Source organism: Citrobacter amalonaticus (assembly GCF_018323885.1).
Lineage (GTDB): Bacteria > Pseudomonadota > Gammaproteobacteria > Enterobacterales > Enterobacteriaceae > Citrobacter_A > Citrobacter_A amalonaticus.
Map to the genome: position 1 here is coordinate 4,415,205 of NZ_AP024585.1, position 13,957 is coordinate 4,429,161.

Annotated in this window: 10 protein-coding genes; 4 read left to right on the top strand and 6 right to left on the bottom strand. The window is 55.3% G+C overall.

Annotated features, from left to right (window positions below; all coding sequences use genetic code 11):
• Positions 1 to 15: 15 nt before the first annotated feature.
• From argH to argC, 3 genes are all read right to left on the bottom strand, one after another.
• Positions 16 to 1,389: an argininosuccinate lyase gene (argH, locus tag KI228_RS20875; RefSeq protein WP_061069497.1), complete on the bottom strand. Its 1,374-nt coding sequence runs from the start codon at positions 1,387 to 1,389 to the stop codon at positions 16 to 18.
• Between the two features lie 108 nt (positions 1,390 to 1,497).
• Entirely contained in the window at positions 1,498 to 2,274 is a 777-nt protein-coding gene (gene argB, locus KI228_RS20880) for an acetylglutamate kinase (protein WP_086512777.1), read from the bottom strand.
• A gap of 7 nt (positions 2,275 to 2,281) precedes the next feature.
• Positions 2,282 to 3,286: an N-acetyl-gamma-glutamyl-phosphate reductase gene (argC, locus tag KI228_RS20885; RefSeq protein WP_044265228.1), complete on the bottom strand. Its 1,005-nt coding sequence runs from the start codon at positions 3,284 to 3,286 to the stop codon at positions 2,282 to 2,284.
• Positions 3,287 to 3,374: 88 nt separating this feature from the next.
• On the opposite strand from argC, the gene argE reads away from it, so the two are divergent.
• The 4 genes from argE (at position 3,375) to KI228_RS20905 (ending at position 10,426) form a co-directional block, all read left to right on the top strand.
• The gene (argE, locus tag KI228_RS20890) at positions 3,375 to 4,526 is read left to right on the top strand and encodes an acetylornithine deacetylase (protein WP_044257496.1); all 1,152 of its coding nucleotides are present in this window, start codon (positions 3,375 to 3,377) and stop codon (positions 4,524 to 4,526) included.
• 371 nt (positions 4,527 to 4,897) lie between these two features.
• Positions 4,898 to 7,549 (top strand): phosphoenolpyruvate carboxylase, encoded by a 2,652-nt coding sequence (ppc, locus tag KI228_RS20895; protein WP_042998946.1) that lies wholly within the window; start codon positions 4,898 to 4,900, stop codon positions 7,547 to 7,549.
• Positions 7,550 to 7,753: 204 nt separating this feature from the next.
• Positions 7,754 to 9,487, top strand: coding sequence for a phosphoethanolamine transferase CptA (locus tag KI228_RS20900; RefSeq protein ID WP_044257495.1), 1,734 nt, complete (start codon positions 7,754 to 7,756; stop codon positions 9,485 to 9,487).
• Between the two features lie 87 nt (positions 9,488 to 9,574).
• A complete protein-coding gene (locus KI228_RS20905) occupies positions 9,575 to 10,426 on the top strand; it encodes a helix-turn-helix transcriptional regulator (protein WP_042998944.1) in 852 nt (283 codons plus the stop codon).
• Here KI228_RS20905 and KI228_RS20910 read toward each other — a convergent pair.
• The 3 genes from KI228_RS20910 to KI228_RS20920 are packed head-to-tail and all read right to left on the bottom strand — an operon-like array spanning position 10,413 to position 13,912.
• A complete protein-coding gene (locus tag KI228_RS20910; protein WP_042998943.1) occupies positions 10,413 to 10,769 on the bottom strand; it encodes a PTS fructose-like transporter subunit IIB in 357 nt (118 codons plus the stop codon). The genes KI228_RS20905 and KI228_RS20910 overlap by 14 nt on opposite strands.
• Before the next feature lies 1 nt (position 10,770).
• Positions 10,771 to 11,649 carry a [formate-C-acetyltransferase]-activating enzyme gene (locus tag KI228_RS20915; RefSeq protein ID WP_044257494.1) on the bottom strand — a complete coding sequence of 293 codons (879 nt, stop codon included), beginning with the start codon at positions 11,647 to 11,649 and terminating at the stop codon, positions 10,771 to 10,773.
• Positions 11,615 to 13,912, bottom strand: a complete 2,298-nt coding sequence (locus tag KI228_RS20920; RefSeq protein ID WP_061069496.1) for a formate C-acetyltransferase — start codon at positions 13,910 to 13,912, stop codon at positions 11,615 to 11,617. The genes KI228_RS20915 and KI228_RS20920 overlap by 35 nt, the downstream gene beginning before the upstream one ends.
• Positions 13,913 to 13,957: the final 45 nt, after the last annotated feature.

Below are 13,957 nucleotides of genomic sequence, written 5' to 3' on the forward strand. Positions count from 1 at the left end.
AAGCCAGAATACCCGTTATGCCAGACGCGCCTTCGCGTAGCTGATCGCTTGTGCGATCTGCTGCGGAGACACCCCGCCCTTCGCGGCACGTTTGTCCAGACACGACTGCAGAGAGAGGATCGGGTATACATCATCGCCGATGACGCTACTGAATTTCTGCAGATCGGCGAGCGGCAGGTCTTCCAGCGGTTTCCCCTGACGAATCGCCTCAACAACCGTTTCACCGACGATGTGGTGCGCTTCACGGAACGGCACGCCTTTCGCGACCAGATAATCCGCCAGTTCGGTAGCGTTAGCGTACCCCTGCTGCGCCGCTTCCTGGCAACGCGGACGTTTCACCTGAATGCCGTCCAGCACCAGCGCAGCCATATGCAGGCAGTCCAGCCAGGTGTCGAGCGCGTCGAACAAGCCTTCTTTGTCTTCCTGCATATCTTTGTTGTAGGCCAGTGGAAGTCCTTTCAGCGTCATCATCATGCCCGTCAATGCGCCCTGCACACGGCCACATTTACCGCGAATCAACTCCAGCGCGTCCGGGTTTTTCTTCTGCGGCATCAATGAAGAACCGGAGGTCACGCGATCGGAAAGCTCAACAAAGCCCGCTTCACCGGTGTTAAAGAAAATCAGATCTTCGGCAAAACGCGACAGGTGCACCATACCGATAGAGGCGTCGGCCAGCAGTTCCAGCACGTGGTCACGATCGGAGACGCTGTCCAGACTGTTACGCGTGGCCGAGGCAAATCCCAGCCAGCCCGCCAGCTGTTCACGATCGATTTCATAGGCGGTCCCGGCCAGCGCACCACAGCCTAATGGGCTAACGTCCAGACGCTTTAACGCATCCTGCAGACGGCTTTCATCACGCGCCAGCATTTCGACATACGCCAGGCACCAGTGCGCAAACGTCACCGGCTGCGCACGTTGCAGGTGGGTGTACCCCGGCATCACCGCATCCTGGTTATTTTCCGCCGTCTCGACCAGTGCGCTCTGCAACTGACGATTGGCGGTAAGCAGTTCGGTTACCGTCTCTTTGCACCACAGTTTCAAATCGGTAGCGACCTGGTCATTACGGCTACGCCCGGTATGCAGCTTTTTACCTAACTGACCGACTTTGTCGATCAGTTTGCCTTCCACCCAGCTGTGAATATCTTCGGCATCGCTTTCGAGGATCTGCTGCGGATTAGCGCGAACCTCTTCCAGCAGTACGTTCAACGCCTCTTCGAGCTGAAGTTGTTCGTCAGCGGTCAACACGCCAACGGTAACCAACGCTTTGGACCAGGCCACAGAGCCAACAATATCCTGCTCCGCCAGGCGGTAATCAAAGCGCAACGAATCGTTGAACTGTTTGAACCGCTGATCTGCTGCCTGAGTAAAACGCCCACCCCAAAGTGCCATAACGAATTTCCTTAATTTGATATTTTTGCCCGGTGGCGCTGCGCTTACCGGGCCTACAAAACCCATGCAGGCCGGATAAGGCGAAGCCGCCATCCGGCACATTAATAGTTAAGCCAGAATACGTGTACCGATCGGCGTGCCGTTGAACAGCGCCGGGAGTTGCTCGGCATGACGCCAGGAGGCGATATCCACCGGACGACCCAGCGTGCGTGCAGCATCCAGCGCGGCATTGACCTTCACAATCATGCCATCGGTAATAATACCCTGGTCGATCAGTTGTTCCGCTTTCGCGGCGGTCATTTCAGCAATGCGCTGACCTTTACCATCGAGAATACCACTCACGTCGGAAAGCAGGATCAGATCCGCGCCCAGCGTCGCCGCCAGCGCTGTCGCCGCCTGGTCCGCGTTCACGTTCATCAACTGCCCTTCTTCCGTCACCCCAATCGAGCTGACGACTGGCAGAAAACCATTTTCCAGCAGCGTGTTAATCAGCGTAGGTGAACCCGGCTGCGCCAGTCCAACATGGCCAAGCTCTTCGTCGAGCTGGGTCACTTTTACGCTATCGCCATCGCCAAGATACAGGCCTACGGAGGCGATGTGGTGTTTCTTCGCCCAGGCCAGCAGCGTTTTGTTCGCCGTTCCCGCCAGCGCACCGGTGATGATGTCGATCTGGTCAGCAGGCGTCACACGCAGGCCGTTTTTCTTTTTCACCGGCAGGTTGAGCCCTTTCATCAACTCATCAACGACACAACCGCCGCCATGGACAATGACCAGCGGACGCTGATGCGACTCGCGATAGTTCACCAGCGCAGTAAAAAGACGCTCCAGCGCCTCTTCGCTATCCAGTAATACGCCACCCAGCTTGATAATTAATGGACTCATCATTGCACCCTTAAATAAGAGACTGCGTTTCAGCAAAGCCGAAACGGATATTGGCACACTGCACTGCCTGTGCGGCGGCGCCTTTCAACAAATTATCTTCGGTTGCCACCACGATCAAATGTTCACCCTGCACGGCAAAACCGATATCGCAGAACGGCAGCCCAACGACATTCTTCAGCGCCGGAACGCCTTTGTCATACAGACGCACCAGCGGTTTATCCGCATACGCCTGCTGTAATACCTGCGCGACCTGCGCAGCGGTCACGCCCGGCTGCAGTCGACAAGTGATCGTTTCCAGGATCCCGCGCGGGAAATTGCCCAGATGCGGGGTGAAAATCACGTCCGTTCCCAGATGGGTGGCGATCTCCGGCTGATGACGATGGGTAAACACGCCATACGGTTGCAGGCTCACTTCGCAGAAGCTGTTAGACAATGCCGCTTTACGTCCCGCTCCGCTCACCCCGCTGGTCGCGTTGATCACCGGCCATTGCGTCAAATCCAGCAGTCCGGCATCAATCAGGGGTTTCAAAGAAAGTTGCGCCGCCGTGGGATAACACCCCGGCACCGCAATCAGATTCGCCTCTTTCAGTTTGTCGGCGCTCCACTCCGCCAGACCGTAGACCGCCTGCTCAAGCAGGTTGGGATACTGATGGGTGAAGCCATAGTATTTTTCATAGAAGCCGGCATCGTTCACGCGGAAGGCACCGGAAAGGTCGAAGACCACACAACCGGCAGCCAGAAATTGCGGCGCCAGGTCATGGCTGACTTCGTGGGCGGTGGCTAAAAACACCACATCCACGCCATCGGTAAACTCGCTGATATCAGACATCGGCTGCAACGGCAGATCGACGATGCCTTTAAGCTGTGGATGCAAATCAGAAATTAACTTTCCCGCATCATTGCTTTGCGCTGAGACGGTCAAAGCGGTTATGGTCATATGAGGGTGGCGATTCACGTAGCTTACAAGCTCTGCGCCCGCATAACCGCTAGCGCCTACAATCAGCGTATTCAACATCAGGTTCCTTTATGCTCAACGTTAATGTATTTTTATGCACATTTATTGCATGAATATTGATACTATCACGACCTAAGGTGTGTCAACAATGAAAATGAACTTACCGCCATTTATCGAGATCTACCGCGCGCTGATTGCCACGCCGTCCATCAGCGCTACCGAAGAAGCACTGGATCAGAGCAATGAGTCTTTAATCAATCTGCTGGCGGGTTGGTTCAGCGATCTCGGTTTCAACGTTGAGATTCAACCGGTCCCGGGAACCCGCAATAAATTCAATCTGCTGGCCAGCACCGGACAAGGAGCAGGCGGCTTACTGCTCACGGGTCATACCGACACCGTACCGTTTGACGATGGGCGCTGGACGCGCGATCCCTTCACCCTTACCGAGCATGACAATAAGCTCTACGGTCTGGGTACCGCAGATATGAAGGGCTTCTTCGCATTTATTCTCGACGCGCTTCGCGACGTTGATGTGACACAACTGAAAAAACCGCTCTACATCCTGGCGACGGCAGATGAAGAGACCAGTATGGCGGGGGCGCGTTACTTCTCGGAAAACGCGTCGATTCGTCCTGATTGCGCGATCATCGGTGAGCCCACGTCGCTACAGCCGATTCGCGCTCACAAAGGTCATATCTCGACGGCGGTACGGGTGATGGGCCAGTCCGGTCACTCCAGCGATCCGGCACGCGGCGTGAACGCCATCGAACTGATGCACGACGCGATTGGTCGCATTATGCAACTGCGCGATACCCTGAAAGCGCGTTATCACTACGACGCGTTCACCGTACCATATCCCACCCTGAATCTGGGTAGTCTGCACGGTGGCGATGCGTCGAACCGAATTTGTGCCTGCTGTGAACTGCATATGGATATCCGTCCGCTGCCGGGCATGACGCTGGGCGATCTGGATGGTTTGCTGACGGAAGCCCTGGCGCCAGTGAGCGAACGCTGGCCGGGTCGTCTGACCGTTGCCGAACTCCATCCGCCGATCCCTGGTTACGAGTGTCCGCCGGACCATCAGCTTGTCGAGGTAGTGGAGAAACTGCTGGGCGAAAAAACCGATGTCGTGAACTACTGCACCGAAGCGCCGTTTATTCAGACCCTGTGCCCAACGCTGGTGTTGGGACCGGGTTCAATCAATCAGGCGCACCAGCCTGACGAATATCTCGAGACGCGTTTTATTAAGCCCACCCGTGAGTTAATCACCCAGGTCGTGCACCACTTCTGCTGGCACTGATCGAACTACCCGCTTTCCCGGCCTACCTCCGATGGTAGGCCGGATATGCGCAGCGCCATCCGGCAATGCATTTTCACATTCCGATAAGCATTTCTTATCTGGCTGGATATGAATTAAATTTCGTAAATTACCCGCATTTATTCGTTTGCTGAACCGATTTCGCCGCAATTGACGCCACGGGTTTTACGTGGCTTTATAAAAGACGACTACTAAACAAAGTCCGAAAGATTTCGTGTCACAGCAAGGCGGCAAACAAGCCCATTCCAGGGCGCTTACATAAGTAAGTGACCTGGGTGGGCGAGCGCAGCCAACGCCGCTGTGGCGTGAAAGATACAGGACTCATAGATTAAAGATGGGGTGTCTGGGTTAATATGAACGAACAATATTCCGCGTTGCGTAGTAATGTCAGTATGCTCGGCAAAGTGCTGGGAGAAACCATCAAGGATGCGCTGGGAGAGAACATTCTTGATCGCGTAGAAACAATCCGTAAGCTGTCTAAATCCTCACGCGCTGGCAATGAAGCAAATCGCCAGGAGTTGCTCACCACGTTACAGAATTTGTCGAATGACGAGTTGCTGCCGGTCGCACGCGCGTTTAGCCAGTTCCTGAACCTGGCCAATACCGCCGAGCAATATCACAGCAGTTCGCCAAAAGGCGAAGGCGCCAGCAACCCGGAAGTGATTGCCCGCACCCTGCGTAAACTGAAAAACCAGCCAGAGCTGAACGACGCCATCATCAAAAAAGCGGTAGAGTCGTTGTCTCTTGAGCTGGTGCTGACCGCACATCCGACGGAAATTACCCGTCGCACACTGATCCACAAAATGGGCGAAATCAACGCCTGTCTGAAGCAGCTCGATAACAAAGATATCGTTGAATACGAACGCCACCAGTTGATGCGCCGTCTGCGCCAGCTGATTGCCCAGTCCTGGCACACCGATGAAATTCGTAAGCTGCGCCCAAGCCCGGTTGATGAAGCCAAATGGGGCTTCGCGGTGGTCGAGAACAGCCTGTGGCAGGGCGTACCGAACTATTTACGCGAGCTGAACGAACAGCTGGAAGATAATCTGGGCTACCAGTTACCCGTTGATTTCGTTCCGGTCCGTTTCACCTCATGGATGGGCGGCGACCGTGACGGCAACCCGAATGTAACCGCAGATATCACCCGCCACGTTCTGCTGCTGAGCCGCTGGAAAGCAACCGACCTGTTCCTGAAAGATATTCAGGTTCTGGTTTCCGAGCTGTCGATGGTCGATGCCACGCCGGAACTGTTAGCGATGGTCGGTGAAGAAGGCGCTTCGGAGCCTTACCGCTATCTGATGAAAAACCTGCGCTCGCGCCTGATGGCAACCCAGGCCTGGCTGGAAGCGCGTCTGAAAGGCGAGAAGCTGCCGAAACCGGCAGGTCTGCTGACACAAAACGAACAGCTATGGGAACCGCTGTACGCCTGCTACCGGTCGTTACAAGCTTGCGGCATGGGCATTATCGCCAACGGTGAACTGCTCGACACCCTGCGTCGTGTGAAATGTTTTGGCGTCCCGCTGGTGCGTATTGATATCCGCCAGGAAAGCACCCGCCACACCGAAGCGCTGGGTGAACTGACCCGCTACCTCGGCATTGGTGATTACGAAAGCTGGTCAGAAGCGGACAAACAGGCCTTCCTGATCCGTGAGCTGAACTCCAAACGCCCGCTGCTACCGCGCAACTGGGAGCCGAGTAATGACACTCGTGAAGTGCTCGACACCTGTAAAGTCATCGCCGAAGCGCCGAAAGGGTCGATTGCTGCCTACGTCATCTCAATGGCAAAAACGCCATCTGACGTGCTGGCTGTGCATCTACTATTGAAAGAAGCCGGAATTGGCTTTGCCATGCCGGTGGCCCCGCTGTTCGAGACCCTTGACGACCTGAACAATGCCGACGACGTCATGACCCAACTGCTGAACATCGACTGGTATCGCGGTCTGATTCAGGGCAAGCAGATGGTGATGATTGGTTATTCCGACTCGGCAAAAGATGCCGGCGTAATGGCCGCCTCCTGGGCGCAATATCAGGCGCAGGATGCGTTGATCAAAACTTGCGAGAAAGCCGGTATCGAACTGACGCTGTTCCATGGTCGCGGTGGTTCTATCGGTCGCGGGGGCGCACCGGCCCATGCCGCCCTGCTTTCACAACCACCGGGCAGCCTGAAAGGCGGTCTGCGCGTGACCGAACAGGGCGAGATGATCCGTTTCAAATACGGTCTGCCGGAAGTCACCGTCAGCAGCCTGTCGCTATACACCAGCGCCATTCTGGAAGCGAACCTGCTGCCGCCGCCAGAGCCGAAAGACGCCTGGCGTCATATCATGGACGAACTTTCAGTCATCTCCTGTGACGTGTACCGTGGCTACGTGCGTGAAAACAAAGACTTTGTCCCGTACTTCCGCTCCGCAACGCCGGAACAGGAACTGGGCAAACTGCCGCTCGGTTCGCGTCCAGCGAAACGTCGCCCGACCGGTGGTGTGGAATCTCTGCGCGCTATTCCGTGGATTTTCGCCTGGACGCAGAACCGCCTGATGTTGCCAGCCTGGCTCGGTGCCGGCACCGCGCTGCAAAAAGTGGTGGAAGATGGTAAGCAGAGCGAACTGGAAGCGATGTGCCGCGACTGGCCGTTCTTCTCCACCCGTCTCGGCATGCTGGAAATGGTGTTCTCAAAAGCGGATCTGTGGCTGGCAGAATACTACGATCAGCGCCTGGTCGCGAAAGCGCTGTGGCCGCTGGGCAAGGAGCTGCGCGAACTGCTGGAAGAAGACATCAAAGTGGTGCTGGCGATTGCCAACGATTCACATCTGATGGCCGATCTCCCGTGGATTGCCGAGTCTATCCAGTTACGGAATATTTACACCGACCCGCTGAACGTTCTGCAGGCCGAGCTGTTACACCGCTCACGACTGACGGAACAACAGGGCAAAGAGCCCGATCCTCGCGTTGAACAAGCGCTGATGGTCACCATTGCCGGCGTGGCGGCAGGTATGCGTAATACCGGCTAATTTTCCCCCTAACCCCCTCTCGTGCTATTGCGCGCGAGGGGGTTGAAATAGTTCTGTCATAACCTCCGCACATTCACTATATTTCTGTCTGTTTTTTCCACCGTGAGATTTTTCAGAGCAACGTGTGCCTTTGCACCGGTGCTTCAGATTCTCTTAAGGTTTAGTCGCTACGTTTGGCACCACGTTTAAAGACAGGCTGACAATATGCAATCCACAACCCTCCAGTCTACGCCATCATTTAGCTGGAAAGCCCTTGGCTGGGCGCTTCTCTATTTTTGGTTTTTCTCCTCTTTATTACAGGCCATTATTTTAATTACGGGTTTCAGCGGTACCAACGGACTGCGTGACTCGTTGCTTTACAGCTCCCTTTGGCTAATCCCAATTTTCCTGTTCCCGAGTCGGACCCGCATTATTGCTGCGGTGGTGGGGATCGTGTTATGGGCGACGTCGCTGGCCACGCTCTGCTATTACGTCATCTACGGGCAAGAGTTTTCGCAAAGCGTCTTGTTCGTGATGTTTGAGACTAACGCCAACGAAGCCAGCGAATACCTGAGCCAATACTTCAGCCTGAAGATTATCGCCATTGCGCTGGCCTATACCGTCGTCGCCGTGTTTCTCTGGACACGACTGCGCCCCGTCTATATTCCCGGACGCTGGCGTTGGCTCGTCTCTTTTGCGCTGCTGTATGGGCTGATCCTGAACCCGTTTGTGGTTCGTTCTGCGTTTGGCAACTCGCCGTATGAAAAAACGCTAAGCGGCCTCTCCTCACGTATGGAACCGGCGGCACCATGGCAGTTTGTCATTGGTTACTACCAGTATCAGCGCCAGTTGACCTCACTTAACAACCTGTTAAGTCAGAACCACGCTTTGCCTCCGCTGAGCAATTTTAAAGACAATTCCGGCGACGCGCCGCGCACGCTGGTGCTGGTGATTGGCGAATCCACCCAACGTGGCCGCATGAGTCTGTACGGTTATCCGCGTGAAACCACGCCGGAACTGGACGCATTGCATCAGTCGGATCCGAATCTGACCGTGTTTAACAACGTCGTGACCTCACGTCCTTACACGATCGAAATCTTGCAACAGGCGCTGACCTTCGCGAACGAGAAGAACCCGGACCTGTATCTGACGAAACCGTCGCTGATGAACATGATGAAACAGGCGGGGTATAAGACCTACTGGATCACAAACCAGCAGACGATGACCGCCCGTAACACCATGCTGACGGTTTTCTCTAAGCAGACCGATGAGCAGTTCTATATGAACCAGCAGCGTACGCAAAGCGCGCGCGAATATGACACTAACGTGCTGACGCCATTTAAGAAAATCATGGCTGATCCGGCACCGAAAAAGTTCATCATCGTGCATTTGCTGGGCACGCACATTAAGTACAAATTCCGTTACCCGGAAGACCAGGGCAAGTTCGACGGCAGTACCGATCATGTTCCGCCAGGCCTGAGCGCAGAAGAGCTGGAATCGTATAACGATTACGACAACGCCAACCTGTATAACGACAAAGTCGTCGCGAGCCTGATTAAGGATTATAAAGCGACCGATCCGAACGGCTTCCTGCTCTATTTCTCCGACCATGGCGAAGAGGTGTATGACACCCCGCCGCATAAAACGCAGGGTCGTAACGAGGACAACCCGACGCGTCACATGTATACCGTGCCGTTCCTGTTGTGGACGTCCGACAAATGGCAGGCCGCGCATCCGCGTGATTTATCACAAGATGTGAATCGTAAGTACAGCAGTTCGGAACTGATCCACACCTGGTCCGACTTAGCCGGGCTGACCTACGACGGTTTCGATCCGACGCGCTCCATCACCAGCCCGCAGTTCAAAGAAACCACGCGCTGGATTGGTAACCCGTACAAGAAAAATGCGCTGATTGATTACGACACTCTGCCGTATGGCGATCAGGTCGGAAATCAGTAAGTCATTCAGCAGGCCACGCTTTTTAGGGTGGCCTTTTTTCACCCTGGCAGTTACTGTTTCCTTGTCTGAGCAACGCAAGGGATCATCATGTATCAAGACGTCAGCCATCTTCTATCCCGCCTGATTCATGGCCCCGCGCCGCTGCGCCAGATTTTCTTTGCCAGTACGCTTACCCCCATCCCGGCGCTGGCGTATCAGGTCGATTTTCCCCGTCTGGAAATCGTGCTGGAAGGTGAACTGACCGACGCCAGCCTCACCGACACGCTCACCCCATACGATGTGCTCTATGTGCCAGCAGGTGGCTGGAATCTTCCGCAGTGGCAGGTGCCGGTCATTACGCTCAGTATCCTGTTCGGCAAACAACAGCTCGGATTCAGCGTGGTGCAATGGGACGGGGAAACATACCAGAATCTGGTCAAACAGCACGTGGCGCGCCGTGGCCCGCGTATCGGTTCCTTTCTGCTGCAGACGCTCAATGAAATGCAAATGCAGCCGCAGGAGCAGCAAACGGCGCGGTTGATTGTCGCCAGTCTGCTCAGCCACTGTCGCGACCTGCTTGGCAGCCAGATCCAGACTGCCTCGCGCAGCCAGGCGCTGTTTGAGGCTATCCGCGACTACATTGACGAGCGCTACGCCTCACCGCTCACCCGGGAATCGGTGGCGCAGGCGTTCTATATCTCGCCGAACTATCTCTCGCATCTGTTTCAAAAAACGGGGGCGGTTGGCTTTAACGAATACCTGAACCATACGCGACTGGAACACGCAAAGACTTTGTTGAAAGGCTACGACTTAAAAGTGAAAGAAGTCGCGCACACCTGCGGATTTGTGGACAGTAACTACTTTTGCCGCCTGTTTCGTAAAAACACCGAACGCTCGCCGTCAGAATATCGTCGTCAGTATCACAGCCAGCTAACGGAAAAGCAGGTCAGTCCAGAATAAGATGGGTATATTGCGGAGCGGAAAGCAACTTACGCACCGCGCTCATGACACGCTGCGGTTCGCGCAGAAAGGCGTTAATGCCGGACTGGACATAACGGCATTGAGTGAAACGTTCCGCCCCCGCCAGTTCGATATCGGTAATCAGCAGCACGGCATCCGCCCGACGGATATCCTCTTCGGTTAAGCGATTTTCCGTACCAAGCGCCCCCTGCGTTTCAATCTTAATGGTCCATTTTTCCTGCTGGCATAACTTCTCCAGCCGTTCAGCCGCCATGTAGGTATGGGCCACACCGCTTACGCAGGCCGTCACCGCGACCAGAAATCGTCCTGTTGACACGGACATATTACCCTCCTGTTGTGACCTGAAAGCCCGCGTTCTCCGCCATCTCACGCATTTGGGCAATAATCTGTTCCGTTGGCGCAGGGACGTCCTTCATCCCCCACTGCTGTCCGAGCAACCGATATTTCGGTTCTCCATAGAGATGAAACGGTAGCAGGTGCAATTGCTTTATACCAAGCGATAACAGCAACGTCAGCGCGCGCTGCATATTCTCATGTGTGAGCGTGTAACCGGGGATCAGCGGCAAACGGGGGATCACGTTAACGCCCTCCGCCACCAGCATCCGCAAATTAGCCACGACGCGCGGCATATTCATCGCCACAATCTCACGGGCCCGTTCAGGCTCCATGATCTTTAAATCGAACAGCACTTCATCACACGCTTTCGCCAGCGGAAGCAGCCGACGGGCGGGGGCATCGCCTGCCGTTTCAATTGCACAATGCACACCCCAGCGCCGCAGACGCTGTAAGAATCGCGTAGCGAAAGCCGCCTGCATCAACACCTCTCCGCCCGACAGCGTCACCCCGCCGCCAGAAGTGCGAAAGAAAACGTCATCTTTCATCACCTCGCGTTCCAGCTCATCCAGGGTGACATCACGGCCAATACGCTCAAACGCCCCGGAAGGACACTCGTCGGCATCACGCAGACACGGCGTACAGTGCAGGCATTTGCTTTCCCGTCGCACCGTTTCAATTCGTGGCGAGATCGATTCCGGATTGGCACACCACGGGCAGGTGTGCGGGCAGCCTTTAAAAAAGACCACCGTGCGGATCCCCTGACCGTCATTCAGCGAATACCGTTGAATATTGAAGATGCGTGCGACCTCCTCGTCGCACGACTCCACAACCTCACAACTGATGCGCGGTGCGGCGAATGATGTCATCCTGAATCTCCTTCGACAGCTCGACAAAGAAGGCGCTATACCCTGCCACGCGTACCACCAGCCCGGCGAAATCCTGGGGTCGCAGCTGCGCTTCCCGCAGCGTTTCGGCATTCACCACGTTAAACTGAATATGCTGCAATTTGAGCTGGGTAAAGGCGCGCAAGAAATCGCACAGTTTGCGTAATCCTGCCTCTCCTTCCAGCGTGGCGGGCGTGAACTTCACGTTCAGCAACGTCCCGTTGGACAACAGCGTGTTATCCAGCTTACTGACCGATTTCAGCACCGCCGTCGGTCCCTGCATATCCTGTCCAAGCATCGGCGAAAGGCCGCCATCCGCCAGTTGCTCTCCGGAAAACCGCCCGTCCGGTGTCGCCCCTACCACCGCCCCCAACGGCACGTGTGCGGACACGGTATAAGAACCCGGCGTAAACTGCCCGCCACGCGGATTCTGATACTTCTCCACCTCTTTGCAGTAATAACGCAGCAGTTCGGCGCTGATGTTGTCCACCTCATCAATGTCATTACCGTATTTATGGAAGCGGTTGATCAACCTGGCGCGGATCTTTTCCCCTTCCGGCGTGGCAAAGTTAGCCTTTAACACCGCAAGAAGTTCGTCAAAACGGAGGCGCTGCTGCTCAAACACCAGTCCATTCAGCGCATGCAGAGAATCGCTGAGGTTGGCGATGCCAATACCCTGCACACCCGAGAAATTATAGCGCGCGCCGCCGTCGGTGATGTCACATCCCTTCTCCAGACAATCACTGATAAACGAGGAGAGCAACGGCACTGGCGCCCAGTCGCGATGACCGATGTCGCAAATATTACTGCCTTCAACCATCAGCGTGATGTAGTGGCTGATTTTGGCGCGAATATGTGCCAGCAGACCGTCCCAGGTCAGCTCACCATTACCTTCATTCTCGTACAGGCTAATTTCCATGACCTTCAACAGATTGAACATGGCGATATCATGCAGGCCGTAGGTTCTGCCCGGAATCGACAACTCCACGCACCCAACCACCGCATAGTCACGCGCATCTTCCAGCGAGACGCCCCGGTTGAGGAATGCCGGGATCACCACTTCATCATTAAAGATCTGTGGAATACCGGTACCCAGACGGATAGTCTCGGCGGTCTTCATCAGAAACGGCGTATCAATCAGCGCGTTGATGCGAACGCCCAGATTCGGCTGGGGTAACTGCACACTCTGATAGGCATCGAGACAGAGGAATGAAAGCACGTTTACCGCACTGCGGCCATTCTCCGTCAGGCCGCCAAGTAGCGCGGTATAGCCGGTCGGGAAGCCAGCGAAATAACGTGCGCTGCTGGTCGAACGCAGGAGCACAATGTCGTTGCATTTCACCCACAGCGATTCCAGCAGTTCTTTCAGGAATGCGGGATCATCTCCCTGCGCCAGCGACGCCTGATAAAACGGCAGCATGTACTGATCGAAACGCCCCAGCGACAGCGAACTAGCGTTGGACTCGTACTGCAAAATGATGTTCATGTACCAGAACAACTGGCACGCCTGCCAGAAGGTGTGCGGCTTATGCTGCACGTTATGCCGCGAGTTGGCAGCGATAGTCAGCAACTCCTGGCGACGAGTGACGTCAGGGCAGCGTTCAGCCATCTCTTCCGCCAGTACGGCATAACGCAGAATGTGGCGCTGCGACGCTTCCAGCAGCAGCAGTGCCGCCTGATAAAAGGCGTTATGCGGCGCCTGCTCGCAGTGCGCGCGCATCTCCATCACCAGTTCACCCAGCCCATGATTCAGCAGGCGCGGATAATCAATGATGATATGCCCCTGTCCCTTATCCGTCTGGTTGATGCTAAAAATCTGGGTACTGACGGCGGCCTTAACCTCATCCGTCATCTGACCGTTGATGAAATCCTTCATCGACCGTTTTTCCCAGTAAGGGAACAGCACATCACGATAGAGGCGTTTATCGTCTTCGCTGATGTCGAAACGGTCCTGGGGACGGGTCGGGAACTGATCCAACTCGTTAAGCAGCCAGTACGGGTCCATCTCCGGCGACATGATGCCCGCACGCGGTTTAACGGTACGGTTGCCGGCAATCAGTTCCTCATCACGAATCGAAATCTCGACATGCTCGAGGATATACGCGGTCGCTTTAGCCCGACGTAAAATGACCGGCTCCCCTTCCGTCTGTTGATGACTGGCGGTATACAGCATTGCACGCTCAAGCGAAATTTCCCTGCTGTTCTGAAAGAGTGCCGCTTTTAAGCGGTGGATGCGGTGGGTCATGAGGAACTCCTGTGGGCATGAATGCCTGATGGCGCTACGCTTATC

Bases quoted from the DNA above. Each gene is read 5' to 3' on its own strand.
- argH (WP_061069497.1), bottom strand. From the start codon at position 1,389: ATGGCACTTTGGGGTGGGCGTTTTACTCAGGCAGCAGATCAGCGGTTC.
- argB (WP_086512777.1), bottom strand. From the start codon at position 2,274: ATGATGAGTCCATTAATTATCAAGCTGGGTGGCGTATTACTGGATAGC.
- argC (WP_044265228.1), bottom strand. From the start codon at position 3,286: ATGTTGAATACGCTGATTGTAGGCGCTAGCGGTTATGCGGGCGCAGAG.
- argE (WP_044257496.1), top strand. From the start codon at position 3,375: ATGAAAATGAACTTACCGCCATTTATCGAGATCTACCGCGCGCTGATT.
- ppc (WP_042998946.1), top strand. From the start codon at position 4,898: ATGAACGAACAATATTCCGCGTTGCGTAGTAATGTCAGTATGCTCGGC.
- KI228_RS20900 (WP_044257495.1), top strand. From the start codon at position 7,754: ATGCAATCCACAACCCTCCAGTCTACGCCATCATTTAGCTGGAAAGCC.
- KI228_RS20905 (WP_042998944.1), top strand. From the start codon at position 9,575: ATGTATCAAGACGTCAGCCATCTTCTATCCCGCCTGATTCATGGCCCC.
- KI228_RS20910 (WP_042998943.1), bottom strand. From the start codon at position 10,769: ATGTCCGTGTCAACAGGACGATTTCTGGTCGCGGTGACGGCCTGCGTA.
- KI228_RS20915 (WP_044257494.1), bottom strand. From the start codon at position 11,649: ATGACATCATTCGCCGCACCGCGCATCAGTTGTGAGGTTGTGGAGTCG.
- KI228_RS20920 (WP_061069496.1), bottom strand. From the start codon at position 13,912: ATGACCCACCGCATCCACCGCTTAAAAGCGGCACTCTTTCAGAACAGC.